The following is a 24,433-nucleotide window of genomic DNA, read 5'->3' on the forward strand; positions in this document are numbered from 1 at the left end:
CTGGTTTTCGGGAGGATGGCGATCAGAGCGCGTCGGCGTCGGACTCGCCGGTGCGGATGCGGATGGCGCGTTCGAGCGGGCTGACGAAGATTTTGCCGTCGCCGATCTGGCCGGTGCGCGCCGTGGAGGTGATCGCGTCGACGACCTTTTCGACGAGGTTTGCGGGGACGGCGACCTCGACCTTGAGCTTCGGCAAGAAACTGATGGCGTATTCGGCCCCGCGATAGATTTCCGTGTGCCCCTTCTGCCGTCCATAGCCCTTGACTTCCGTCACGGTGAGGCCGTGCACGCCGATATTCGTCAGCGCGTCCCGGACCTCATCGAGCTTGAACGGCTTGATGATCGCTGTCACGATTTTCATCTGCCAATCCTGTTTGTTATCGACCCCTTGGACGGGCGCCGCTCACTCTAAGCGGAACGCCGCAGCGGCGCGGTCGTTTGGAGAGAGCGCTGGCGCGCCCGCCGCCATTGCTATCAAAAGCCGTGCCAGCGAGCGCCATCCTTGAAATCACGGGGTTTTGTATGAAATAGGCGCGACTCTCGCCTGGGCCGCGACGTCGGCCTCGATCGCTTGCGCCAACGGAAAAGCTTGGAGTTTGCGGGAACTGCGGGCGAAGAGCCGGATAGAAGGGCAAATGCGACAGGCGCCCGAGAAATAAGCAGGCGCCTAAATATTGGTGCGCAGGCGGATGAGGCCTTCCTGTGCCGCGGATGCGAGCAGCCGGCCGTCGCGCGCATAAATGCGGCCGAAGGTCAGGCCGCGCGCATGCGAGGCCGCAGGGCTCTCCTGGACATAGAGCAGCCAGTCGTCGACGCGCGGCGGCTCGTGAAACCACAGCGCATGATCGAGGCTCGCGACCTGGATCTTCGGATCGAAAATATTGCGGCCGTGCACGACGAGCGCCGTATTGAGCAGCGTCATATCGGAGAGATAGGCGAGGACCGCCGTGTGGATCGCCTCGTCGTCGGGAAGCGGGCTTTGCACCCGGAACCAGATCTTTTGGCCGGCGGCGTTGGGCGCGACGAGCGTTTCCGGGGCGACGATGCGCATGTCGAGCGCACAGGCGCGCGCCATCCAATTCGCGGCCGGTTGCGGCAGAAAGGCGCGGAATCGGTCGACGAGATCGTGAATGGGCTCCAGGCACTCGGGGGCCGGCGTCTGCGGCATGGCGAGCGCGTGCGAAAACCCTTCCTCGCGGCGCTGATAGGAGGCGGCGAGCGAAAAAATCGGCCGCCCGCGCTGCGTCGCGACGCAGCGGCGCGTGGCGAAGCTCTTGCCGTCGCGGATGCGCTCCACGAAAAAGTCGATGGGAATTTGCGGGTCGCCCGCCAGGATGAAATAGGCGTGCAGCGAATGCACCGGGCGGTCGGGCTCGACGGTTCGCGTCGCGGCGACGAGCGATTGCGCCACGACCTGTCCGCCATAGAGGTGTCTGCCCGCGGAGGCCGGACTATGCCCCCGAAAGCGGTCTTCTCCCAGCGTCTCCAGATCGAGGAGCGTGACGATTTCGCGGGCGGGCGCGTCATCCATTGCGGATGCGCCGCCTCAGTCGATTGGCCGCGCCTCCTCGGGCAGCATGATCGGTATGCCGTCGCGGATCGGATAGGCGAGTCGCGCCGAGCGGGAAATCAGCTCCTGGCGAGTGCGGTCATATTCGAGCGTCGTCTTCGTCAGCGGGCAGACGAGAATCTCCAAAAGGCGCGGATCGACTTTCGTCGCCTCGGGCGCGCTGGTTTCCTGGCTCTCGGCGCCGGCCTCGATGTTCTCGCTCATCTCGCGTTTTCCCGTGTTCGAGCGACTGCGCTCAGTGCCATTGTTGTCCTTCGCCGTCGCCAAGCGCCATGTCGAGCTTCGCGAGGGTGACGAGCGTTTCCGCCCGGGTCTTGAGGTCGATGGCCTCGATGAGCGCCTGTTTCTCATTGGCGCCGAACGGGGACATCATCGCCAGCGCGTTGACCAGCGTTTCGGTGGGCGCGGCGTCTATGCTCGCCCAGTCGATCTCGAGTTTCGAATAATCGGCGAAATTACGCAACATCCCCACCATGGCCTCGCGATCCACGGCGCTTTCGCCGGCCCCGGGCAGAAGATCGGCCTCGAAGCCGTCATAGCTCACGTGGAATTGGCGGTAGGGGGTCGTGGACGGCAGCTCGTCGCCGAGACGAAAGCGCGAGATGCCGGAGAGGGTGACGAGATAGCGCCCATCCCCCGTCTCGGAGAAACGGGTCAGACGTCCGGCGCAGCCGACCTGGAAAAGGCGCGGCGTCACGGTGGCGCCGTCGCCTCCCGGGAGAGGCTGGATCATGCCGATTAGACGATTGCTCGCGATCGCCGCGTCCACCATGGCCACATAACGCGGCTCGAAAATATTGAGCGGCAGCTCTCCACGCGGCAGCAACACAGCGCCCGTCAACGGAAAAACAGGAAGGCTTCCCGGTAGTTGGGCGATGTCCGAATAGGGGCTGTTGATGCTCATGGCGGATGCGCGGCGGATTTGGGTTACCGCCTCTCCTATTTAAGAATAAAGCAGGGTCGAGAGTCGGCGGCGCGCGGCGACGGCCGCTTTGTCCATCGGTCCCCAGGCTTCGAAGAACTGGACGAGCTGCTTCCTGGCCCCATCGTCGTTCCAACTACGGTCGCGCCGGATGATTTCAAGAAGCGCGTTGGCCGCTTCTTCACGCCGGTCTTTGGCGTTGAGCGCAAGAGCGAGATCGAAATAGGCCTGAAGGTCGTTCGGGTCGAAGTTGATGCGGTTCTTGAGATCTTCGGTTTCGCCCAGATCCTGCGCGGCGACCGCGTTTTCGATCGCGGCGGCGGCGGCGGCGACGTCCGAATCCTTACGGGCGGATTCTGGCAAACGGTCCAGCACCGCGCGCGCCTCGTCTAACTGCCCGGCCGCAACGTAAAGCCGCGACAGCAAAGCGAAGGCCTTCGGATTGACAGGCTCCTGGCTGGTGAGCTCGGAGAGCAGCGCGTGGGCCGAGGCGACGTCGCCCGCCTCGATCAGCTCCTGAACGGCTTCCATCGCGTCCGCCGCGTCCTCGATCGGCCCCACCAGCCGCTCGAGGAAACCTTTGATCTGGCTTTCAGGCAGGGCGCCGGCGAAGCCGTCCACCGGGCGGCCGCGCTGGAAGGCGACGACGGCGGGGATCGACTTGATGCCGAGCTGATCGGCGATTTCGGGTTCGGCGTCGATGTTCATTTTGACGAGCTGGACCTTGCCGCCCGTCGCGGCGACGAGCCGCTCGAGGACGGGCGCGAGCTGCTTGCAAGGGCCGCACCAGGGCGCCCAAAAGTCCACGAGAACGACCTTGCGCAAGGAAGCTTCGAGGACGTCCATGCGAAAACGCGCCACCGTCGTCTCGATCGGCCCCGTCGCTTCCGCCGCCTTGTTTGCGAACTCCACCATGCGCCGCTCCCCTCTCGCTCTTCTTATTCCGCCTGTCTGACGAAGGTCAGATAGACCGGACGGCGTCCCGCCGCCATCGCTTTCGCCTCATATTTGGTTTGCGTCCAGCCCTCCCAAGGCGCCCGCCAATCCTGCGCCGTTTCCGCCTGCCAGCGGAAAGCGTCGCAGACGCGCAGACGCGCCAGCGTCCAGGCCGCGTAATCGTCGATGTCGGTCGCAAAGCGCAGCTCGGCCCCCGGTTGCATGACGCGGGCCAGCCGGGCGAGATTCTCGGGCGAGACGAAGCGGCGCTTGCGATGGCGGCGCTTCGGCCAGGGGTCGGGGTAGAAGAGATAGACGCGGGAAAGGCTCGCGTCGGGCAGCCGGTCCAGCACCTCGGCGGCGTCGCCGCGATAGAGGCGGACATTGGTCAAGCCGCGCGCCTCGATGCCGGCAAGCAGCTTCGCCATGCCGTTGATGAAGGGCTCGCAGCCGAAGAAATCCACGTCGGGCTCGCGCGCGGCGGCCTCGATGAGATGCTCGCCGCCGCCGAAGCCGATCTCGAGCCGGGTGCCACGGCCGGGCCGCAGGGGCAGGGGGGCGGAAAGATCGAGCGCGAGCTTTGGCAGGAGATCGGCGATGAGCTCCGATTGATGCTGGCGCAGGGCCTTGCCTTTGGAGCGGCCGTAGAGGCGACGGTGTGGCGGGTTCTCGGTCATTGCGCCGAGATAGCCGTGGCGGGCGTGGAATGGAAGAGCCCGGAAGAAGGCGCGAGAGCTGGGGCCGCTAGGATCTATCGAAAAAGAGTGGCGGAGCCGCGTCTATTTTGCGAACTTCATCGCGGCGAAAAGGAACCCTGCGAGCGCGATCTGCGTTACGATGAGCCATCTGACGATGTCGACCTTGAGATCGGCGATCGCTTCTTTGAGATCGCTTTTTGTCACGAGCTGAGAAGCGTCTATCTCGCGTAACGCTTCAACCACGCCTGTGGCTTGCTCCTCGGTGAAGCCGCGTTTTCGCAAAAGCTGCGCGACAGCCAGAGTGTCGATCGTGAAGGCGCTCATAGACAAAGAATAGGTCCAAGGTTCAAAGCAAGCAATTCTTCTCCCATGGAGAAAGGGCCTCTCGCCAATGCGAAAGGCCCTCGTTTCCGGTCAGGCGAAATGCGACTTCAGCGCATCCACGAGGTCCGTCTTCTCCCAGGAGAAGCCGCCGTCGGTCTCCGGCGCGCGGCCGAAATGGCCGTAGGAGGAGGTGCGGGCGTAGATCGGACGGTTGAGCTGGAGATGCTCGCGAATGCCGCGCGGCGTCAGGCGCATGATCTGCGGCAGAACCGCCTCCAGCTTGTCCTCCGCGACATTGCCCGTGCCATGCAGGTCGACATAGATCGACAGCGGCTCGGCGACGCCGATGGCGTAGGCGAGCTGCAGCGTGCAGCGGTCGGCAAGGCCGGCTGCGACGATGTTCTTGGCGAGATAGCGCGCGGCGTAAGCGGCCGAACGGTCGACCTTGGTCGGATCCTTGCCCGAGAAAGCGCCGCCGCCATGCGGGGCCGCGCCGCCGTAAGTGTCCACGATGATCTTGCGGCCGGTGAGGCCGGCGTCGCCATCCGGGCCGCCGATGAAGAACTTGCCGGTCGGATTGACGTGCCAGACGGTGTTGTCGGTGATCCAGCCCTGAGGCAGCGCCTCGCGGATATAGGGCTCGGCCAAAGCGCGAACGTCGGCGGGCGAGAGGCTCTCGTCGACATGCTGATGCGAGAGCACGATCTGCGTCGCCTCGACCGGCTTGCCGTCGACATAGCGCACGGTCACCTGGCTCTTGGCGTCGGGGCCGAGGCCCTTCTCCTTGCCGCTGTGACGCGCATGCGCCAGCTTCTCGAGGATCTTGTGCGAATAATAGAGCGGCGCCGGCATCAGATCGGGCGTCTCGCGCACGGCGTAGCCGAACATGATGCCCTGGTCGCCCGCGCCTTCGTCCTTATTGCCGCTGGCGTCGACGCCCTGGGCGATGTCGACGGATTGCTCGTGCAGCAGGACTTCGACCTTCGCGGTGTTCCAATGAAAACCGTGCTGTTCGTAGCCGATCGTGCGGATGGCGTTGCGGGCGATTTCGATGATCCGATCGAAGGGAATATGCGGGCCGCGCACTTCGCCGGCAATCACGACGCGGTTCGTGGTGGCGAGCGTCTCGGCGGCGACGCGAATGGCGTAAGGGTCGATGCCCGCCTTGGGGCCTTCCCGAAAAAATTCATCGACGATTTCGTCGGAGATGCGGTCGCACACTTTGTCCGGGTGGCCTTCGGAAACGGACTCGCTGGTGAAAAGATAATTCTTCCGGGTCACTTCAGAATCTCCCAATGGCCGCCAGCGCCCGATCCCTCGACGCGAAATGATCCGACGGTCTGGCCTTGGTCTGCCAGTCCGCGTTCGTTAGGTCAAGCCAAGTAAGCGGAAATCGTTCGATATAGAGAACTCGCCGGGCGCTCAGCCTTCGTCCGCGCTATTGCTATCGGCGAGCGTCGCCACAAGATCGAGCACCCGCTTGCGGATTTTGGGATCCTTGATTCGGGCGAAAGCCCGATTGAGGTGCAGCCCCTCGGCGGTGGACAGGAAGTCGACGACATATTGGGAGGAGGATTCGGCGAAACCGCCATTCCCCTCGGCTGCCCCGAGTGTGGGCGCGCCTTCGAAAAAAAACGACGGGGGAACATTGAGGGTTTTGGAAATTTGTTGTAACCGGCTTGCGCCGATGCGATTTAATCCCTTCTCGTATTTTTGGACCTGCTGAAAGGTTAGGCCCAAGGCTTCGCCCAGCTTTTCCTGACTCATCTTCATCAGGATCCGTTGCATGCGCACCCGGCTGCCGACGTGACGGTCGATGGGATCTGGCGTCTTCTTCACTTCAACGACCTCCTGCCGCGTTTTAGCCGAACGGCGATCAATTGCAAACAGGCGATCGATTGGGTGCCGAATCCGAACAAATAATTCATTTTCTGACGCGTTTTCGTCAGTCCTTCCCGCGCGCCAAGTGCAACATCCGGGCGGACGAATATTTGTAAGCAAACTATTCTAAATGACAACAGGGGAGCAAAAACGCCTTTTTAACGCCGCCAGCGTCCGGTCATAGCGGCGGCCAGCACGAGCGCCCATAGTAACGGGAAGACGATCGTCCCATGCCGCGCAAACAACGGCTCGGCTATCGCCTTCGGCAGACCTCCGTCAATCAGCCCTTCTTCGCCCAGCGGGAGCGAATCGACTGTCCGGCCGTATGGGTCGACGATCGCCGAAATGCCGGTGTTGGCGACGCGAACCAGAGGAAGCCCTTCCTCTATGGCGCGCAGGCGGGCTTGGGCGAAATGTTGATAAGGCCCGGGCGTCTTGCCGAACCAGCCGTCATTGGTGACGTTGAGAAGCAATTGCGGGCGTTTGCCCTCCTTGTCTCTGGCCGTCGCCTCGCCGGGGAAGACCGCCTCGTAGCAGACAAGCGGCGCCATCGTCGGCAGGCCAGGCGCCGCGAGCGTGCGTGGGCCCTGTCCCTGGTCCCATGTGCCGGGAACCAGATGCGAGACGCCGAGCGGCCGCAGCAATGCTTCGAGCGGCAAATATTCGCCAAAGGGGACGAGATGCATCTTGTCGTAGAAAGCGAGTATCCGGCCGCCCTGCAAGACTTCAATGGAATTGAAAATCTTCCCGCGTTTGCCGCCGCCGTCGCTCTCGATGCGCGCCGCGCCCGTGATCAGCACCTTGCCCTGCAGGGCGTGGGCGATGGCCGAGAGCGCCTGCGGCTCGCGCGACAGAATGTAGGGGAAGGCCGACTCCGGCCAGATGAGATGGGTGACGTCGGAGACGCCCGTGCGCTCGGGGCCGGTCGCGCGGTCGGAAAGCGCGAGATAATGTCTCAGGATGTCCTGTCCGTTCTCGGGGCGGAATTTGGCGTCCTGCGGCAGATTGGGCTGCATGAGCCGCAGCTTGACGCCCTCGACATATTCCGTCTCGCCCCTTGCTAGTCTGAGGGCTCCATAGGCCGAGAGCGCGAACAGCAGGAGAGCGGCCGACCAGGCGGCGGCGTTGGAGAGAAAGCGTTCGCCGGGACGCCGGTCGACGATGGTGGCCGGCGCCGCGAAGATCACAATCGCGAAGAGGTCGAGGCCGTTGAGCCCGACGAGCGCGGCCGCCTGTCCGATCGGTCCGGCCTGCGCGAGCGCCATGCCGACGTCGTTCCAGGGAAAGCCCGTCAAAATATGCCCGCGCAGCCACTCGGATGCGCCCAGCCCTGCGGCGAGCGCGAAAATCCTCAGGCTTCCCGACGACCATAAGAGACGCGACAGCGCGAAGCCGAAAGCCGGGAAGAAGGCGAGCGCCGCCGGCAAGCCGATGACGGCAAGCGGGATCGCCCAGGCGAATTGGTCGGCCTCGACCAGCATGGCCGCGCCGAGCCACCAAAGGCTCGCGAGGAAATAGCCGAAGCCGAGCCACCATCCCGCCGCCGCGGCGGTCCGGATCGGCGCGAAGCCGAAGCGCCCGCCTTGCGCGGCGGCGCCGTCGATCAGCCACACCGCGGTCGTCAGCGGAATCGCCATGGCGGGCGCGAAATCGAAGGGCGGCAGAGCCAGCGCGCCGGCGGCGCCCGCGGCAAAGGCGATCGCCCGTCGGGTCCAGCCGTCGGCGAGAATGATCCGCTGCGGGAGAGACGACAACCCAGCCCGAGCGCTCGTTAAATCAGCAATTTGCGCCATCGGTTTGGAGTCTCCCGCGAATCGGCGGTTCGACTCTAGCGGCTTTCGAGGCAAGGCAAAGGCCGAGACGTCGGGCGACTGTTTTATTGGCTGTCGACAGATGCGGACCGCGAGCCTTCAGGCTCGCTCCGATGCTGCGCGCCTGAAGGCACGCGGTCCCTCGGCTTTCACGGATGCTTGCGCGCGCGCACCCGGAGCTTTCCGACTCTGCGCGGGTAAGCCTCCACAATCTCGAATTCGTGAGTCTCGACCGGGGTCGCGATGACCTCGCCGCGCATGGGCACGCGCCCCGCGAGCCAGGCGACAAGTCCGCCGATGGTCGTCACTTCCGCAGGCGTATCCTCCAGGCGGAAATCGACTCCGAGGCGATCGGTGACCTCGTCGAGATCGGCGCGGGCGTCGACGAGGAAATCGCCATTGTCGAGCTCCTCGATCTCCGGCGGCTCGGCGACGTCGTGCTCGTCCTCGATGTCGCCGACGATCATTTCCATAATGTCTTCGATGGTGACGAGACCGTCGGTTCCGCCATATTCGTCGATAACCAAAGCGAGATGGGTGTGCGAGGCCTGCATGCGAACGAGCAGATCGAGCGCCGGCATGGAGCGGGGCACGAACAGCACGGGCTTGAGCAGATTGGCCTGAGACAGCGGCGTGTCGAAGTCGACCTTGGGCGTCGCCGCGCTATCGGTGCTTGCGTGTTTCTCGGCGCAAATCGCAAAGTAATTCACGAAATCGCGGATGTGGATCATGCCGCGCGGATCGTCGAGCGTCTCGATATAAACCGGCAGGCGCGAATGGCCCGCGTCGCGGAAAATATGCAGCGCCTCGCGCAGCGTCGAATCCTGCGAGATGGCGACAATATCGGCGCGCGGGATCATGGCGTCCTCGACGCGCAGATCATGCAGGCCCAGCACATTTTTCAGCAGCGCGCGCTCGTGCGGCGTGACGTCGCCGGCGGTTTCCTCCAGCGCGTCCTCGATGTCCTCGCGCACGGAGGCGGGCGCGAGGCCCAGCAATCCGCGCAGGCGGTCCAGGAGCGTGAAGCGCGGCTCGTGCCGGCGACTTAAAGGCTCCTCGCCATTTTCAGATCGTGTCGACATGACCTTCGTTCAGTTCGCCCGCTTCATCCTCTTCGCCGGCCGCCTCGCCGGCGTAGGGGTCGCGCAAGCCCAACCGCGACGCGATCCGTCTTTCGAGGCTCTCCATTTCGTCGGCCTCGGCGGCAGTCTCGTGATCATAACCGATCAGATGCAGAAATCCATGGATGACCATATGGGCCGTATGTTCACGCAATGTTTTTTCCTGCTCCTCGGCCTCCCGCGCCACGGTTTCGAAGGCGATCACAATGTCGCCGAGGAGCGGACGTGCGGAGAGGGGCCCCGGCGTCGGGAAGGAGAGCACGTTGGTCGGCTTGTCCTTGCCGCGCCACTCGGCGTTGAGCTCATGGATCTCAGCATCGTCGCAAAATGTGACGCTGATTTCACAGCCCTCGACCAGCCGCGCGCCGCTTTCGGCGAGGCTCGCCTCGACGCAGTCGCGGGTGAGCGTCTCGATACCGTCGAAGCCCTCCCATGCGTCGGCGGAGACGTTGACGTCGATCTCTATATTCATAGGTCTCGCGGCTTGTTTTTGGCGCGGGCGGCGCGGTCATAGGCGCCCACGATCTGGCGCACGAGGTCGTGACGCACCACGTCGCCTTCGGAAAAGCGCACGCGGCCGACGCTGTCGATATCGGATAGCAGAGAAATCGCCTCCGACAATCCGGAGACCTGGCCGGGCGGCAGGTCGGTCTGCGACGGATCGCCCGTGACGATCATGCGCGAGCCCTCGCCGAGGCGGGTGAGGAACATTTTCATCTGCATGGAGGTCGCGTTCTGCGCCTCGTCGAGGAGGATGCAGGCGCGCGCCAGCGTGCGGCCGCGCATGAAGGCGAGCGGCGCCACCTCGATGATGCCGGTCTGCATGCCGCGCTCGACCATGCGCGAATCCATGAAGTCGTGCAGCGCGTCGTAGATCGGGCGCAGATAAGGATCGACCTTCTCGCGCATGTCGCCGGGGAGGAACCCCAGTCGCTCGCCGGCTTCGACCGCCGGCCGCGAGAGGATGAGCCGCTCGACCGCGCCTTGCTCCATGAGCTGCACGGCGTGGCCGACCGCGAGCCAGGTTTTGCCGGTGCCCGCCGGGCCTTCGCCGAAGACCAGCTCGTAGCGCTTCATGGCGCGCAAATATTGGTCCTGCGCCGCGTTGCGGGCGCGCACCAGACCGCGTTTGCGGGTTATGAGCTGCTCGAAAGCGCCGCGCGCCGGCTCCGCGTCAGGGAAGAGGTTGCGCTGGCGCGCCGTTTCTTCGATCGCGCCGTCGACGTCGCCGAGCGCAATGGTCTGTCCCTTGGCGATGCGCTCGTAGAGCGCCTCGAGGACGCGTCGCGCATGTTCGCAGGCTTCCGCCTTGCCCTTGAGCGTGACGTGATTGCCGTTGGCGAAGGAGGCGATTTTCAGCCGGCGCTCGATCTTGGCGAGATTCTGGTCGTAATGGCCGAAGACGAGAGAAGCATATTTATTGTTTTCGAAGGCCAGCGTGATTTCCGCATCGGGCTCGGCCGGTTCGTCCCGGCGAAGCCGCACATCGCCAATCGTTGTCAAGCCTTCGCCTCCTCGCCCGCGCTCACAAGTCTGCCCGCCAGCGAATTGGAGCCCGCCGCGACGATTGCGACTCGGCCCACTTCACCGATCATGTCAGCGGGGCCGCTGACATGCACAGCTTGCATATAGGGACTTTTGCCACCGATTTGACCCTCGTGGCGGCCAGGTTTTTCGAACAAGACGTCGATCGTTTTGCCGACCATCGCAGCGTTGAAAGCCTGACGCTGTTCTTCGAGCAGCGTCTGAAGCGCAGCGAGACGCGCGCGTTTGACCTCTTCATCGATTTGGTCCGCGCGCTCCGCGCCGGGCGTGCCAGGGCGGGGGGAGTATTTGAACGAGAAACTTGATGCGAAGCCGGCTTCGCGCACGAGCGCCATGGTGGCCTCGAAATCTTCGTCGGTCTCGCCCGGGAAGCCGACGATGAAATCGGACGACATTGCCACATCCGGCCGCGCCCTGCGCAGACGGGCGATGATGTCGAGATAGTCGGCAACCGTATGCTTGCGGTTCATGGCTTTGAGCACGCGGTCCGAGCCCGACTGCACGGGCAGATGGACAAAGGGCATGAGCTTTGGAATCGCCTCATGCGCGTCAATCAAATCCTGCGCCATGTCGACAGGATGACTGGTGGTGTAGCGCAGGCGCTTTATCCCCTGCATTTCTGCAAGGCGCCCCAGCAGGCTGGCGAGGCTCCACTCCGCGCCCTTTTCATCCACGCCGCAATAGGCGTTGACGTTCTGCCCGATGAGCGTGATCTCGCGCACCCCGGCGTCGACGAGGCGTCTGGTCTCGGCGACGATGTCCGTCACCGGCCGGGAGACTTCCGCGCCGCGCGTGTAGGGAACCACGCAGAAGGAACAGAATTTGTCGCAACCCTCTTGCACCGTGACGAAGGCGGAGACGCCGCGGGCGCGGATTTGCGCGCGGCTCGGTTGGGGCAGGGCGTCGAACTTGTCTTCGACCGCGAATTCGGTGTCGGTGAGGCGTTGGCCGCCCTTTGCCTGTTTCAACAGATCGGGCAGGCGGTGGTAGCTCTGCGGGCCGACGACAAGATCAACCGCGCGCTGGCGCCTCAAGACCTCTTCGCCTTCGGCCTGCGCCACGCAGCCAGCGACGACGATCTTCATCTCGCGTCCGGAGGCCTCGCGTTCGCGCTTTTCGAGGGCGAGCTTGCCGAGCTCGGAGTAGATTTTCTCGGCCGCTTTCTCGCGGATATGGCAGGTATTGAGGATGACGAGATCGGCTTCGGCTTCGTCCGCGGTCTCGGCATAGCCCTCGCGGCCGAGCAAATCCGCCATGCGCGTCGCGTCATAGACGTTCATCTGGCAGCCGTAGGACTTGACCAGAACCTTGCCGCCCTCCGAAGGCGCCGACTCGGGCGCGGGCGACGGCAGCTCGGACGCGTTCTGAACCCGGGTGGAAATCTTGTCTGCTCCTTTGAGAGAGATCGTGCGACTCTTCGTTTGGCCGCATTATAGGCGCTTTTCCAAAGCGCGCCGATTCGAATTATCACCGCTTGCCCGTCGTCATGGCCGGGCTTGTCCCGGCCATCCACGCCGAGGTCATCGGAACGTCTGAGTCTGCAAGAGGGGTGGGGCTTCGGAGCCTCTAAAGCCTCGCAAGAGCTTATATTGCGTCTTGCCGGGCTGTGCACCAGGGCGTGGGTGGCCGGGACAAGCCCGGCCATGACGGCCCCGAGATGTGTGGCTCCCTTAGCCGTAAAGGGGAGGGATAAGCTCACCCCCGGCGCCCTCTTACATCTCCAGTCTTAAATTCACCGCCGCGAGTTTCGTCCCGTCGGCGCGCTGGTAATAGTTCTGCCGCCGGCCGATCTCCTTGAAGCCAAAGCGATAATAGAGCTTCAATGCCGCCTCGTTGTCGTCGGCGACCTCGAGAAACACCAGCCGGGCCCCGCCGCGCTCCAGATTTTCGAGATGCCGATCGAGAATCATGCGGCCCAGCCCGACGCTGCGCCGCGCCGGGTCGACGGCGAAGGTCAGCACTTCGGCGTCCGGCGGCAGCAGGCGCGACAGGATGAAGCCGCCGAGCCTGCTTCTGAGGCCCTCGGTCACGGCGCCGTCGGCGATAATATTGGGGTCGGTGAGATAGCTCTCGAAGTCGATCTTGGACCAGCCGAAGGCGAAGGAGGCGCCATGGAGGGCCTCGCATTCTTCCGCGCGTTCGGCGCCGATGGGCCGAACGACAAAGGTCGGCTTGGCAAAAAAAGAAGCGATCAGGCTCATGGGTGGATTCTAGGCCTGCGCGGGCGCGGAGGCGAGCTTTTCGGAGGGAGTGATTGTTTGTGCGCTGCTTTCGGGCGCGGTCTCGGAGAGGGCGGTGGGCGGCGCGGCCTCGGCCGGCGCGGCGGGAGCCTCGGGCGCCGGCGCGGCCTCCGGCGGCTTGCCGGCGATCGTGACGTCCGGCTCCTTGAGGTAGAGCGGCTTGGCGGGCGCCGTCTCCGGCTTGGCGGCGAGGCCCAGCCGAGCGACGAATTCGATGTCGGGCGCCGCCTGTTCGCTCACGATCTTCACCGCCATGCCGCAGGAGCGGGCTTCCTTGGCGAGAAGCTCCGCCCCGGAGCCGATGAGAAGCAGGGGGCCGTCGCCCAGCGCCCGAAGCGCCTCATGCGCGCCGGCGCGGCGGGGCGTCAGCAAAGCGCGGCCGTCCGGGCCGAAGGCCGCGACAAAGACCTTGCCATGTCGCGCGTCGATCGCCGCCGCGACCACGCTGTCGGCGGCGTCGAGAATAAGCGGCGCCGCCAGCGCCGCCAGCGTCGAGACGCCGACCACCTCGGCCTTGCAGGCGAGCGCAATGGCCTGGCCGGCGGCAAGACCGATCCGAATGCCGGTGAAGGAGCCGGGCCCCACGGCGACGGCGACGCGGTCGATGGTTGAGAAGCCGCCGTCAACCTTGCTCATGACCCGCTCGATGAGCGGCATGATCGCCTCCGCGTGACCGCGCTCCATGGCGATGGTCTCGGAAGCGATGGGCTGCTCCGCGTCGTGGTCGAGCACGCAGGCCGATACGGCGGGCAGGGCGGTGTCGATCGCAAGGATTCGCATGCGGGGAGCATATGACCCTTTGGGGCGCTCGATCAACAAAGGGCGAAGCTCCAATGTCACAGATTTTGAGAGGCGGCGGCTCGCCAAGCTGGAGACGACATCATATGTGATATGATAGTCAGACGCCATGCGTCTTGTGCTGGACACCAATGTCGTGGTCGCTGCGCTGAGAAGCCCTCGCGGCGCCTCGGCGGAGCTGCTCCGGCTGGCGCGGGCGGGAGAGATTCGGTTGCTGGCGTCCGTTGCGCTGGTTGTCGAATATGAATCTGTCTGTCAGCGGAGCGAGCACCGAAAGGCGGCGCAGCTCTCCACACGGGAGGTCCGCCAGTTTTTGAACGCAGTCGTCGAGTTGGTCGAGCCCGTCGATATCTGGTTCTTATGGCGGCCGCAGTTACGGGATCCAGGCGACGAGCTGGTTCTCGAGGCCGCCGTCAACGGTCGCGCCGCGGGAATCGCGACATTCAATAAGAAGGACTTCTCGCCCGCGTCTGACCGCTTTTGCGTCGGCGTATTGACGCCGGGTGAATGGCTTGTGAGGCTAAGGCCATGAAGACGAAAGTGTCCGCCTATGCGCTCCGGCTTCCCGCTTCTTTGAAAGCGGAGGCCGAGAAGCTCGCAGCCGAAGACGGGGCGAGCCTCAACCAGTTCGTTTCCACAGCAGTGGCCGAAAAGGTTTCGGCCTTGCGGACCGCGCAATATTTCGCGGACCGCAAAGGCCGGGCGGATTGGGCCGCATTCGATAGACTCATGTCGCGCGATACGGGAGAACCGCCTCGCGCTGGAGATGAGATTCCCGAGGAATACGCGCGCTCGAAGAAGAAGACTTAAGCCGGCTCCACCGCCTTCACCTGCGGCACGAAATGGCGCAGCAGATTTTCGATGCCGTTTCGCAGCGTCGCGGTCGAGGAGGGGCAGCCTGAGCAGGCGCCTTTCATGCCGAGATAGACGACGCCGTCTCGAAAGCCGCGGAAGACGATGTCGCCGCCGTCGCCGGCCACCGCCGGGCGCACGCGGGTCTCGATCAGCTCCTTGATGGTCGCGACGGTCTCGGCGTCGGCCGGGTCGTAGAATTCGCCGCCATGGTCGGCCACAGTCGAACCGCCGTCGGTGAAGAGCGGCGCGCCAGAAGCGAAATGCTCCATGATCGTGCCGAGGATCGCGGGCTTGAGATGCGCCCAGTCCGTCTCGTTCTTGGTCACGGAGACGAAGTCGCCGCCGTACATCACCGCCTCGACGCCGTCGATGGCGAGCAGCGCATGGGCCAGCGGGGCGTTGGCGGCGGCCTCGCGCGAGCGAAACTCCATCGCGCCCTGGCCGAGGACATTCTGGCCGGGGAGGAACTTCAGCGTGGCGGGGTTGGGGGTGGCTTCGGTTTGGATGAACATTGAGGGCCTCCTGCGCCCGGTTCAAGGCCGGGGCTCTGGCGCGGGCTTTAGCACAGTTCGGGCTTTCGGCGATACGGTCGGCTTTTACGTGGGGTTTCAGTCCGCTGGCTGGGAGTCCCGATGCCGTGCGCGCCAGCGATTGAGGGCGACGACCGACCACACGCCCTCGACGAGACCGAACGGCCAGGCGCCCTGCAGGAAGCCATAAATCGAGCCGAGCGCGCAGGAGGCGGAAAAGCCCAGCACGAACCAGTGACTGCGCTCCTCCAGCGCGTAAGTGAGCAGCATGGCGCTCACCGCGAAAAGGCCGAACAGGCTCAGGGCGTCCATAGGCCTCCTTTGGTCATGCGCCGCTCGCGCTTTGGCCAAGCATATTGCTTCCGCCGCGTAAATCCACCACTCTGCGCGCATGGACGAAGACGCCCTTCTTGCCGCGAACGCCGCCTATTACCGCGCCTTCGCCGCCCGCGACCTTCCCGCCATGGAGGCGATCTGGGCGGAGGAGGGGGTGAGCTGCGTGCATCCCGGCTGGCCGGCGCTCATCGGCCGGACGCCGGTCATCGCCTCCTATCGCGATATTTTCAGGAATCCCGCGCAGGACGCCGTGGCCGCGCGCGAGGAGAAGGTGTTGATCGAGGGCGTCGACGGCAGAGTGTTCTGCATCGAGGAGGTCGGCGGCGGATTGTTGCTCGCGACCAACTGGTTTCGCGCCATCGAGAGAAAATGGCGGCTCCTGCATCATCAGGCGAGTCCGCTCGCCGTGGCGCCGACCGCGCCGTCGCGTGGCCCGAAGCCGTCGTTTCACTGATACCATTTCCGGTTGAACAGCTCACATCGGGGCCGCCTCGTCGTCATTGCGAGGAGCAAAGCGACGAAGCAATCCAGAGCCACGAGGCCGGGGGCGGATCAGCCCTTTTCCCCCTCCGCCTCTTCGAGCTTCTTCCGCCGCCACACCTTCTTGGGGTCGCGCCGCGGGCCTTCGACGAGCCGCACCACCAAGCCCCAGAGCGTGCGCACGTCCTGCTGTGTGAGGCCCATGCGGTGGAACATATTGCGCAGATTGCGCGACATCACCGGCTTTTTGTCCAGCGGCCGGAAGAAGCCGCGCTTGTCGAGCTCCTCTTCGAGGAAGTCGAAAAAAGCCAGGGTCATCTCGCGCGTCGCCGGCGGCGAGCGCTCCTCCTGCTCATAGGGCAAAGCGTCGCCATGGGCGGCGCGGAACCATTCGTAGCCGACGAGCAGCACCGATTGCGCGAGATTGAGCGAGGCGTAGGCGGGATTGACCGGGAAGGTCAGTATGGCGTCGGCAAGCGCCACATCGTCATTGTCGAGGCCGGTGCGCTCGGGGCCGAAGAGCACGCCATGTTTCTCTCCGGCCGCGACGCGCGCGGCCGTGTCGGCGAGCGCCTTGGCGGGAGGGAGCACCGGCTTCATCTGCCCGCGCCCGCGCGCGGTGGCGGCATAGACGAAATTGAGGTCGGCGATCGCCTCGCGCGTCGAGTCGTAGAGCTTGGCGCTTTCGAGCAGATGGGTGGCGCCGGCGGCGGCGGCGTAGGCGCCCTTGCGATAGGCGCCGGTGCGCGGCCAGCCCTCGCGGGGCGACACCAGGCGCAGATCCGAGAGGCCGAAATTGGCCATGGCGCGGGCGCACATGCCAATGTTCACGGCAAGCTGCGGGCGCACCAATATGATGGCTGGCCCGCCCGTGAGCGCCTGCTTGGTGTGATCCGTTCCCGCTCCGACCAACTTTTAGCTTCCTCTTGCAGAGAGATCGCTAATTAGGCTGAAGCGGCGCGCGGGGGAAGGGGGCCGCGGCTTTTCCGCAAACCAGGTCGCTTCCGCTAATGCGTCAGCCGCAGCTTGGACGCCGCCAGCGCCTTGTTGAAGAGCTGCTGCATGCCCTTCTGGATGTCGCCAGGAGTGGACGCCGTGAAGAAGTAGTCGGGCGTCGCGCATTCCTGGAGATTGGGCGCAATATCGCTCGCGAAGGGGCCGATGAGCTTGTCATATTGCTCGGTTCCGACGAAAGGCACATAGGTCGTATAGACCACGGCGACGATGGCGTTCTTCTGTTTCAGCGCCGTGCAAGCGCCGCGCGGAAAGGCGCCGGTGTTCGCCTTGGTCATGTATTTTGGCCACCAGGAGAGCGGCTTTCCATATGGCGCCGACATTCCCTGCCAACCGGTATAAATGCCGTCGTCCACGCCATCGGTCACGATGAAGATAATCTCCTGGGGCGTTGTCGCCTTTTGTCCGTTCCCATTTCCGGAAACTTTGGTGTTGATCCATTTGATGGCGTCGCTTGTCTGCGTGCCGTCGTCGGTCGTCGGCAAATCGAGCGCCTTGACGGCCGAGGCGACTTTGTTGAGGTCCGTCGTCAGATCGACGAGCGTTGTGACCTGATGGTTGAAGGCGTGGGCGGCCATCTGGATATGGGTGCGGGCGTTGGACGCGGTCACCGTCTTGGCCGTGGCGATCAGAGCCGTGGTCGCGTCCCGCAATTCGTCTATGCGGAAGCGAATGCCCTGCGCCTTGGGCTTGTCGTAATAGGTCGAAGACGAGCCATTTGTGTGACAGCCGAAAGCGCAGCCTGTCAGGTCCTCCATTCGGGAAATGTCGTCCGCAGTGGCGCCGATGCCCATCGACATGGAGCGGTCGAGCAGAAGGCGAATGTTGAGATAGATCTGGCTTCCCAGCGAAATATTCGAGGTGACGGTTCGGCCCACAGGGATCGACGAGAAGCCGATGAGCCCGGTCATGGCGGCGGGCGATTGCGCCGAATAGGTCACTGTCGCCGACCAGGAGCCGTCATTATTGGTCAGCGCGACGCTGCTGGACTGACTGGAGCGCGCGAAGGCTGTATCCGCGGCAAGGAAGTTGAGGCCGGCGCCCTCGCCGAGCTTCTTGATGTTGTCCGGCGTGCAAGGGCCGGTCGTGGAGCTCTTTGCGAGGCAATCGGCTTCCTGGAGCGCCGCCGCCCTCACGGCTGCGAGCGCGGCCGTATCCGCGAGCCGGGTAAAGCGCGTCCGCATCGTCGCGGCGCGGGTGTAGTCGATCGTCGCGCCGACGATCATGACGAGGGGAATCAGAGACAGGGCGAAGAGAATGGCGATCGAGCCGCGCTCGTCCGCCTGAAATCCGGCGCTCGTCCAAGGGAAACCTTTGTTTTTCACGCCTTCCAACTCCGCCGCATAAAAACTACGGGCAAAGTGAAAGGGAGACGTTGAGCTTTCCTTTACAGAATAGGCGTGTGGCGCAGTTGATGCTTGTTGGATGTCGTACAAAGTCGGCGAAAAGGGAAGGATTTTCAAGGTATTGGAGGCTGGAGACGCCTCGGCGCGTCTCTTTCGGCCATAGTTTACAGCCTATTCCTGAAAATCCACACATCCCAGGCGCCGCTTTCCCTGGCGTCGAGCCGGGGATATAAGGCGCGCGCAGCTTGAGGATCGATCAAACATGCAGAAGATCAAGGTGGCCAATCCTGTCGTCGAGCTCGACGGCGACGAAATGACTCGCATTATTTGGGCCTTTATCAAGGACAAGCTGATCCGGCCCTATCTCGACATCGACCTTCTCTATTACGATCTCTCGATCCAAAGTCGCGACGCCACCAACGATCAAATCACGATCGACGCCGCCAACGCCATCAAGCAGCATGGCGTCGGCGTGAAATGCGCGACAATCACGCCCGACGAAGCGCGCGTGAAAGAATTCGGCCTCAAGGAAATGTGGAAATCGCCGAACGGCACGATCCGCAATATCCTCGGCGGCGTCATTTTTCGCGAGCCCATCATCTGCAACAACGTGCCGCGCCTCGTGCCGCATTGGACGCAACCGATCGTCGTCGGTCGCCATGCCTTCGGCGATCAATATCGCGCTACGGATTTCAAAGTGCCGGGCAAGGGCCGCCTCACCATCAAATTCGAGGGCGAGGACGGGCAGGTCATCGAGAAGGAAGTCTTCAAATACCCGGGCGCCGGCGTCGCCTTGTCGATGTACAATCTCGACGAGTCGATCCTCGAATTCGCCCGCGCGACCTTCAACTACGGCCTCCAGCGCAAATTCCCGGTCTATCTCTCGACCAAGAATACGATCCTCAAGGCCTATGACGGCCGCTTCAAGGACATTTTCCAGGACGTCTATGAGAGCGAGTTCAAGTCGCAATTCGAGACGCTGGGGCTTTGGTACGAGCATCGCTTGATCGACGACATGGTGGCTTCGGCGCTCAAATGGGCGGGCGGCTATATTTGGGCCTGCAAGAACTACGATGGCGACGTGCAGTCCGACATTGTCGCGCAGGGTTTCGGCTCGCTCGGCCTCATGACCAGCGTGCTGATGTCGCCCGACGGCAAGACGGTCGAGGCCGAAGCCGCTCATGGCACGGTGACGCGCCATTACCGCGAGCATCAGAAGGGCCACGAGACCTCGACGAATTCCATCGCCTCGATTTTCGCCTGGACGCGCGGTCTCGCTCATCGCGCCAAGCTCGACGGCAATGAGGAGCTTGCGCGCTTTTCGCAAACGCTCGAGGAGGTTTGCGTGAAGACGGTCGAAGCCGGCTTCATGACGAAGGATCTGGCGCTCCTCGTCGGCCATCATCAAAGCTGGCTGTCGACGACGGGATTCCTCGACAAGGTGGACGAAAATCTCCGCAAGGCGATGGAATAACTTCTCATCGTCGCCGCGGCGCGTCTCGCGGCAATCCGGCGACGCATGAATATAAGTGAGATTGTAAGTGTCACGCGCCGCGTCTATATAGGCGCGCCAATGGTCCAACGAGGGGATTCTCGGCCATGTCGGTGGAGCTGGACGAAGCCTATAAACCTTCCGACGACGAGCCTTTCATGTGCGATCGGCAGCGCGAATATTTTCGTCGCAAGCTGCTGGCGTGGAAAGAAGACATTCTCCAGGAAAGCCGCGAGACATTGGCGGCGCTTCAAAACGAGAATGAAAACCATCCCGACCTCGCCGATCGCGCCTCCTCCGAGACCGATCGCGCGATCGAGCTGCGCGCCCGCGACCGGCAGAGAAAGCTGATCGCCAAGATCGACGCGGCGCTCGGGCGTCTCGACGACGGCACATATGGCTATTGCGAGGAGACGGGCGATCCGATCTCCTTGAAGCGGCTCGATGCGCGGCCGATCGCGACGCTCTCCATCGAGGCGCAGGAGCGCCACGAGAGGCGCGAGAAGGTCTATCGCGACGACTGATACCCAATTGCCGTTTGAACAGCTCGCATTGGGGCTGTCATTCCCGGCGGGCTGAAAAGCCCGACCGGGAATCCAGAGCCAAAACGGCGGTGGCGGCTCTGGATTCCCGATCACTCGCTGCGCGAGCGTCGGGAATGACACTGAACCAATCGAGCGAATCACCAACAATTAGAAAGGGCGTCGCCGGTTTGGCGACGCCCTTCTTTTTTATTCCTTCTCGGGCCGGCCGAGCAGGCGGGCCATTTCGGCTTCCAGCGACTCCAACGGATCGACCTCTGCGGGCGCCGGCGGGGCTGGCGGGGGCGCCGATGGTCGCGCCGGGCCGGGCGGCGGCGCTGGCGGAGGAGCCGGAGGCCGGGCCTGGGCCGGCGCCGGCGGGGCGGCTGGAGGCTCGGCGACTGGAGCCGGCGCAGCAGGGGGCTGCGGAGGCGCCGGCGGCGCGGCGGGTTTCGGGGCGGGCGGCGGAGCCTCGGTTTTCGGCTGGATCAGCCGCTGGGTGCGCGCCAGGAAGGGCGGCGTCGCAGGTCGCGACGGGGCGCCTGGGCGTGGCGGCGGCGCCGGCGGCGGCGCAGCAGGACGGGGCGGCGGCGGGGCGGCCGTCGGTCCGGCGGGCGGCGGCGCGGGAGCGGGCTCCGGCGCGGTCGGCTTCGAGGGCGCGGGCGCGAACAGGTCCGGCGGCAGGTTGAGCGGCCCTGGAACGGCAGGTTTGGGAACGGGCCCCGGCGCGGGCTCGGCGGGAGGGCCGGGCGGCCAGGCGGTCGCCGGCGCCGCGCCGCGCGCCTCGGCAGGCGCACGAACGGGCGCTTCGGCGCGTGCGAACGATCCCTCGACGAGGAGGTCGTTCGGCCCGCCGATCAGCAGCAAATGTTCGATGTTGTCGCGACGGACGATGACGAGCTGACGCTCACGATCGAGGTCGAAGACGTCGACAACATCCAGGCGACGCGGTCCTTTTTTCGCTGCATCCGAGCGAATCTTTCGTCCAAACAGTAGACGGAAGATATAAAGAACCAGAAGCGCGGCGATGAGGAACGCCACGATTGCTCCGAGAACCGGTAGCAGTTGTGAGAATCTGTCTTGCATGAACCGCAGGTCTCTCTTCGAACGCGCTGAACCTTGCCAAATTATCAGCTTTTCTGGCAAGCGGGCCCAAAAGGTTAATCAATGGTTAACGCTTATGGGGCGGAAACCGAAATTGCCCGGCGCGCGGTTGCTATCTTGCGCGTGCGCAGCCATTCTTGCACACGAATCTGAAAGAGTTCTCAAACTTAGCAATTTTGCCGGCGTCGCTTCGATGCGCGGCTCATTAACCATATTCTGGCATGCAGACCGAATCGTCCGCGAGCAGGCTTCGCGGGCGCGATGGGCGGGGCGTAGGGGATGAGCGAGAGGGCAGCGTCGTCTGCATTTGATCGAAGCGAGCGACCGGGAAGCGCCGGGCTCGTGCTGACGTTCGCCATCGCGATTCTGACGGTTTCGGTCGGCTATTTCCTGGCGCCGACCGCCATGGCGCCGCGGCTCGTCATGCTGGCCCTCGCGCTCTTCGGCGTCGCCGGCGTGTTTTCGCTTTTCGCCTATGCCGTCGGGCTCATACAATTTTCGTCCCGCATTCCGCGCAACGACGTCACCAAGCTCATCGCCGACACGACCACCGAAGGCCTGGTCGTCACCAAGGGCGATATGCAGATCGTCTACGCCAATGAAGCTTACATGGAGCTCTGCGGCGCCCGCGACCCCTCGGGCCTGCAAGCCGTCGAACGGCTCTTTTCGGGCCCTCCGGAAGTCTCCGAAGCAATCTATCGGCTGGCGCAGGCCGCGCGCTCGGGAAGAGCGCATGTCGAAGATCTGCGCTTGTCGCCGCCGCTCACCGGCGCCGGCGCGGTCGGCTGGTATCGCATCAAGGTGCGGCCCTTGCCGGAGGCCGGCCAGCGCGCGACGCTGTGGGGCGTCGCCGACGTCACGAGCGAGCGGCAGCGGCAGGAGGGCGTGTTTCAGGAGCTCCAGCACGCCATCGACTTTCTCGACCATGCGCCGGCAGGCTTTTTCTCGTCCACGCCCGACGGCGCCGTTTCTTATATGAATAAGACGCTCGCCGGCTGGCTCGGCTACGATCTCACCCAGGTGGGCTCGGGGGGCGCAAGTCTTTCCGCCATCGTCGCCAATAATGGCGCGGCGTTGCTGGCCGCCGTCTCCGGCTCGCCGGGAGAGGTCTGCACGGAGCAGATCGACCTCGATCTGCGCTGCAAGAACGGCCGCTCCTTGCCGGTGCGACTCCTTCATCAGGTGGCTTTCGGCCAGGACGGCGTCGCTGGCGCCTCGCGAACGCTCGTCCTCAACCGCACGGCCGGCGAAAAGCCGGAGGAAGGGCTGCGCGCCGCCGAGGTGCGTTTCGCGCGCTTCTTCAATTCGACGCCCATGGCCATAGCGACGCTCGACGCGCAGGGCCGCGTGCTCGACTCCAACGCCGCCTTCGCCAAGCTGCTCCCGAAGGCGGCGCTCCACGGCAAGGAAGGCTGGTCGCTACTCGCCGGCCTCTCTGAGAGCGACGCGCAGGCTTTGCGCAAGGCGATCGAGGAGGCGGTCGAAGGCAAGAGCGACGTCAAGCCGGTCAATGTGTCCTTTGAGGAAGGGGCGGGACCGCGCTCGGCCCGCTTCTTCGCGTCCGCAGCGGAGGATTCCGGCCAGAAAGGCGCGACCCTCTATGCGCTCGACACAACCGAGCAGCGCAAGCTGCAGGAGGAATTCGCCCAGTCGCAGAAGATGAACGCCGTCGGCCAGCTCGCCGGCGGCATCGCCCATGACTTCAACAATATGCTGACGGCGATTATCGGCTATTCCGATCTTCTGCTCTCGAACCACCGGCCGACCGACCCTGCTTTCCGCGACATCCGCCAGATCAAGGAGACCGCGAATCGCGCCGCCGGCCTGACCCGCCAGCTGCTCGCCTTCTCGCGTCGCCAGACGCTGCGGCCGCAAGTTCTTCAGCTCGGCGACGCCTTGTCCGAGCTGCAAAATCTGCTGCGCCGGATCGTCGGCGAGAAGAACGAGCTCGATCTGCGGCAGGGGCGCGATCTGTGGTTCGTGAAGGCCGATCTCACGCAATTCGAGCAGGTCATCATCAATCTCGTCGTCAACGCCCGCGACGCCATGGCGGACACGGGCGGCCGCGTGCAGATCCGCACGCGCAACGTCACCAAGGACGAATGCGCCGGCTTCAATGAGATTCATCTCGTCGCGGCGGACTATGTGCTGGTCGAGGTTGAGGACTCGGGCAGCGGCATTCCGCCCGAGGTGATGGAGAAAATTTTCGAGCCCTTCTTCACCACCAAGGAGGTCGGCAAGGGCACGGGCCTCGGCCTCTCGACCGTCTTCGGCATCGTCAAACAGTCGGGCGGCTTCATCTTCGCACAGAGCGAAGTGGGCAAGGGCACGGTCTTCCGCATCTTCATGCCGCGCTTCATCCCCGAAGAGAAGGAAGCGCCGAAGCCGGAGGCCGAGGCGCCGAAGGCCGCGGCCGATTACACGGGGCAGGGCGTAATCCTCCTCGTCGAGGACGAAGACGCGGTGCGCTCCATCGGCGCGCGCTCGCTCAAGTCACGCGGCTTCACCGTGCTGGAGGCTTCCACCGGCCTCGAAGCGCTGGAGGTTGTCGAGGAGGTCGGCGGCAAGATCGACCTCATCGTCTCGGACGTGGTCATGCCCGAGATGGACGGACCGGCCATGTTCGCCGAATTGCGCAAGCGCGGCGTCACGGCCAAGGTGATCTTCGTGTCGGGCTATGCCGAGGAGGCTTTCGCCAAGAATTTGCCAGAAGGCGATTTCGGTTTCCTGCCCAAGCCGTTCTCGATCAAACAGCTCATCGAGACGGTGAAATCGCATATGGCGGCGCAGGGCGGGTAGCCACCGCCGTCATTGCGAGGAGCGAAGCGACGAAGCAATCCAGAGCCACATCACGGCCCTGGATTGCTTCGCTTCGCTCGCAATGACGGCGCTGGTTTGTTCTGGATGCA

At 64.2% G+C, this 24,433-nt stretch carries 27 protein-coding genes; 6 read left to right on the plus strand and 21 right to left on the minus strand.

All coding sequences use genetic code 11. The features are described from left to right. Positions 1–22 precede the first annotated feature (22 nt). The 16 genes from QMG84_RS07840 to tsaB form a co-directional block, all read right to left on the minus strand. On the minus strand, positions 23–361 hold the full coding sequence (locus QMG84_RS07840; protein WP_202072672.1) for a P-II family nitrogen regulator: 339 nt from the start codon (positions 359–361) through the stop codon (positions 23–25). A 306-nt stretch (positions 362–667) separates the two neighbouring features. Further along, entirely contained in the window at positions 668–1,531 is an 864-nt protein-coding gene (locus tag QMG84_RS07845) for an acyl-CoA thioesterase (protein ID WP_281931618.1), read from the minus strand. Between the two features lie 15 nt (positions 1,532–1,546). After that, positions 1,547–1,774, minus strand: coding sequence for a Trm112 family protein (locus tag QMG84_RS07850; protein ID WP_202072674.1), 228 nt, complete (start codon positions 1,772–1,774; stop codon positions 1,547–1,549). A 31-nt stretch (positions 1,775–1,805) separates the two neighbouring features. Continuing rightward, the gene (locus QMG84_RS07855) at positions 1,806–2,474 is read right to left on the minus strand and encodes an LON peptidase substrate-binding domain-containing protein (RefSeq protein WP_202072675.1); all 669 of its coding nucleotides are present in this window, start codon (positions 2,472–2,474) and stop codon (positions 1,806–1,808) included. 39 nt (positions 2,475–2,513) lie between these two features. Further along, positions 2,514–3,407 (minus strand): thioredoxin, encoded by an 894-nt coding sequence (gene trxA / locus QMG84_RS07860; RefSeq protein WP_281931620.1) that lies wholly within the window; start codon positions 3,405–3,407, stop codon positions 2,514–2,516. 23 nt (positions 3,408–3,430) lie between these two features. Beyond that, the gene (trmB, locus tag QMG84_RS07865; RefSeq protein ID WP_281931621.1) at positions 3,431–4,105 is read right to left on the minus strand and encodes a tRNA (guanosine(46)-N7)-methyltransferase TrmB; all 675 of its coding nucleotides are present in this window, start codon (positions 4,103–4,105) and stop codon (positions 3,431–3,433) included. Positions 4,106–4,207: 102 nt separating this feature from the next. After that, positions 4,208–4,450 carry a CCDC90 family protein gene (locus QMG84_RS07870; protein WP_202072844.1) on the minus strand — a complete coding sequence of 81 codons (243 nt, stop codon included), beginning with the start codon at positions 4,448–4,450 and terminating at the stop codon, positions 4,208–4,210. Between the two features lie 90 nt (positions 4,451–4,540). After that, positions 4,541–5,731, minus strand: a complete 1,191-nt coding sequence (gene metK / locus QMG84_RS07875) for a methionine adenosyltransferase (RefSeq protein ID WP_202072678.1) — start codon at positions 5,729–5,731, stop codon at positions 4,541–4,543. A 141-nt stretch (positions 5,732–5,872) separates the two neighbouring features. After that, entirely contained in the window at positions 5,873–6,289 is a 417-nt protein-coding gene (locus QMG84_RS07880; RefSeq protein ID WP_202072679.1) for a helix-turn-helix domain-containing protein, read from the minus strand. Between the two features lie 200 nt (positions 6,290–6,489). Then, on the minus strand, positions 6,490–8,124 hold the full coding sequence (lnt, locus tag QMG84_RS07885; RefSeq protein WP_281931625.1) for an apolipoprotein N-acyltransferase: 1,635 nt from the start codon (positions 8,122–8,124) through the stop codon (positions 6,490–6,492). 167 nt (positions 8,125–8,291) lie between these two features. Continuing rightward, positions 8,292–9,224 carry a hemolysin family protein gene (locus tag QMG84_RS07890; RefSeq protein WP_281931626.1) on the minus strand — a complete coding sequence of 311 codons (933 nt, stop codon included), beginning with the start codon at positions 9,222–9,224 and terminating at the stop codon, positions 8,292–8,294. Further along, positions 9,208–9,735 (minus strand): rRNA maturation RNase YbeY, encoded by a 528-nt coding sequence (ybeY, locus tag QMG84_RS07895; protein ID WP_281931627.1) that lies wholly within the window; start codon positions 9,733–9,735, stop codon positions 9,208–9,210. Before ybeY ends, QMG84_RS07890 begins: the two co-directional genes overlap by 17 nt. Continuing rightward, on the minus strand, positions 9,732–10,766 hold the full coding sequence (locus QMG84_RS07900) for a PhoH family protein (protein WP_281931628.1): 1,035 nt from the start codon (positions 10,764–10,766) through the stop codon (positions 9,732–9,734). The genes ybeY and QMG84_RS07900 overlap by 4 nt, the downstream gene beginning before the upstream one ends. After that, positions 10,763–12,088 (minus strand): tRNA (N6-isopentenyl adenosine(37)-C2)-methylthiotransferase MiaB, encoded by a 1,326-nt coding sequence (miaB, locus tag QMG84_RS07905; RefSeq protein ID WP_281931630.1) that lies wholly within the window; start codon positions 12,086–12,088, stop codon positions 10,763–10,765. Before miaB ends, QMG84_RS07900 begins: the two co-directional genes overlap by 4 nt. Before the next feature lie 432 nt (positions 12,089–12,520). Beyond that, complete coding sequence (locus tag QMG84_RS07910; protein ID WP_281931632.1) at positions 12,521–13,009, minus strand: GNAT family N-acetyltransferase; 489 nt, start codon at positions 13,007–13,009, stop codon at positions 12,521–12,523. Positions 13,010–13,018: 9 nt separating this feature from the next. After that, positions 13,019–13,828: a tRNA (adenosine(37)-N6)-threonylcarbamoyltransferase complex dimerization subunit type 1 TsaB gene (gene tsaB, locus QMG84_RS07915; RefSeq protein ID WP_281931634.1), complete on the minus strand. Its 810-nt coding sequence runs from the start codon at positions 13,826–13,828 to the stop codon at positions 13,019–13,021. Between the two features lie 127 nt (positions 13,829–13,955). Here tsaB and QMG84_RS07920 point away from each other — a divergent pair, with 127 nt between their 5' ends. Both QMG84_RS07920 and QMG84_RS07925 read left to right on the plus strand, forming a co-directional pair. After that, entirely contained in the window at positions 13,956–14,378 is a 423-nt protein-coding gene (locus QMG84_RS07920; protein ID WP_281931636.1) for a putative toxin-antitoxin system toxin component, PIN family, read from the plus strand. Further along, entirely contained in the window at positions 14,375–14,656 is a 282-nt protein-coding gene (locus QMG84_RS07925; protein ID WP_281931638.1) for a YlcI/YnfO family protein, read from the plus strand. Before QMG84_RS07920 ends, QMG84_RS07925 begins: the two co-directional genes overlap by 4 nt. Here the strand turns inward: QMG84_RS07925 and QMG84_RS07930 are convergent. Both QMG84_RS07930 and QMG84_RS07935 read right to left on the minus strand, forming a co-directional pair. Next, positions 14,653–15,213: a NifU family protein gene (locus QMG84_RS07930; RefSeq protein WP_281931640.1), complete on the minus strand. Its 561-nt coding sequence runs from the start codon at positions 15,211–15,213 to the stop codon at positions 14,653–14,655. The two genes, QMG84_RS07925 and QMG84_RS07930, sit on opposite strands and share 4 nt — an antisense overlap. A gap of 96 nt (positions 15,214–15,309) precedes the next feature. After that, positions 15,310–15,543 (minus strand): hypothetical protein, encoded by a 234-nt coding sequence (locus QMG84_RS07935; protein ID WP_281931642.1) that lies wholly within the window; start codon positions 15,541–15,543, stop codon positions 15,310–15,312. A 79-nt stretch (positions 15,544–15,622) separates the two neighbouring features. Between QMG84_RS07935 and QMG84_RS07940 the strand changes: the two genes are divergently transcribed. Beyond that, a complete protein-coding gene (locus QMG84_RS07940; RefSeq protein ID WP_281931643.1) occupies positions 15,623–16,021 on the plus strand; it encodes a nuclear transport factor 2 family protein in 399 nt (132 codons plus the stop codon). 98 nt (positions 16,022–16,119) lie between these two features. Here the strand turns inward: QMG84_RS07940 and QMG84_RS07945 are convergent, their stop codons facing one another. Both QMG84_RS07945 and QMG84_RS07950 read right to left on the minus strand, forming a co-directional pair. Further along, positions 16,120–16,959 carry an RNA methyltransferase gene (locus tag QMG84_RS07945; RefSeq protein WP_281931645.1) on the minus strand — a complete coding sequence of 280 codons (840 nt, stop codon included), beginning with the start codon at positions 16,957–16,959 and terminating at the stop codon, positions 16,120–16,122. 95 nt (positions 16,960–17,054) lie between these two features. After that, positions 17,055–18,386: a TadE/TadG family type IV pilus assembly protein gene (locus QMG84_RS07950; RefSeq protein WP_202072693.1), complete on the minus strand. Its 1,332-nt coding sequence runs from the start codon at positions 18,384–18,386 to the stop codon at positions 17,055–17,057. A 283-nt stretch (positions 18,387–18,669) separates the two neighbouring features. Here QMG84_RS07950 and QMG84_RS07955 point away from each other — a divergent pair, with 283 nt between their 5' ends. Beyond that, a complete protein-coding gene (locus tag QMG84_RS07955) occupies positions 18,670–19,881 on the plus strand; it encodes an NADP-dependent isocitrate dehydrogenase (RefSeq protein WP_281931648.1) in 1,212 nt (403 codons plus the stop codon). A gap of 125 nt (positions 19,882–20,006) precedes the next feature. Beyond that, the gene (dksA, locus tag QMG84_RS07960) at positions 20,007–20,423 is read left to right on the plus strand and encodes an RNA polymerase-binding protein DksA (RefSeq protein WP_202072695.1); all 417 of its coding nucleotides are present in this window, start codon (positions 20,007–20,009) and stop codon (positions 20,421–20,423) included. Positions 20,424–20,630: 207 nt separating this feature from the next. Here the strand turns inward: dksA and QMG84_RS07965 are convergent, their stop codons facing one another. Further along, entirely contained in the window at positions 20,631–21,506 is an 876-nt protein-coding gene (locus QMG84_RS07965) for a hypothetical protein (RefSeq protein WP_202072696.1), read from the minus strand. Positions 21,507–21,803: 297 nt separating this feature from the next. Between QMG84_RS07965 and cckA the strand changes: the two genes are divergently transcribed. Further along, a complete protein-coding gene (gene cckA, locus QMG84_RS07970) occupies positions 21,804–24,323 on the plus strand; it encodes a cell cycle histidine kinase CckA (protein ID WP_281931650.1) in 2,520 nt (839 codons plus the stop codon). Positions 24,324–24,433: the final 110 nt, after the last annotated feature.

This window comes from Methylocystis iwaonis (assembly GCF_027925385.1).
Lineage (GTDB): Bacteria > Pseudomonadota > Alphaproteobacteria > Rhizobiales > Beijerinckiaceae > Methylocystis > Methylocystis iwaonis.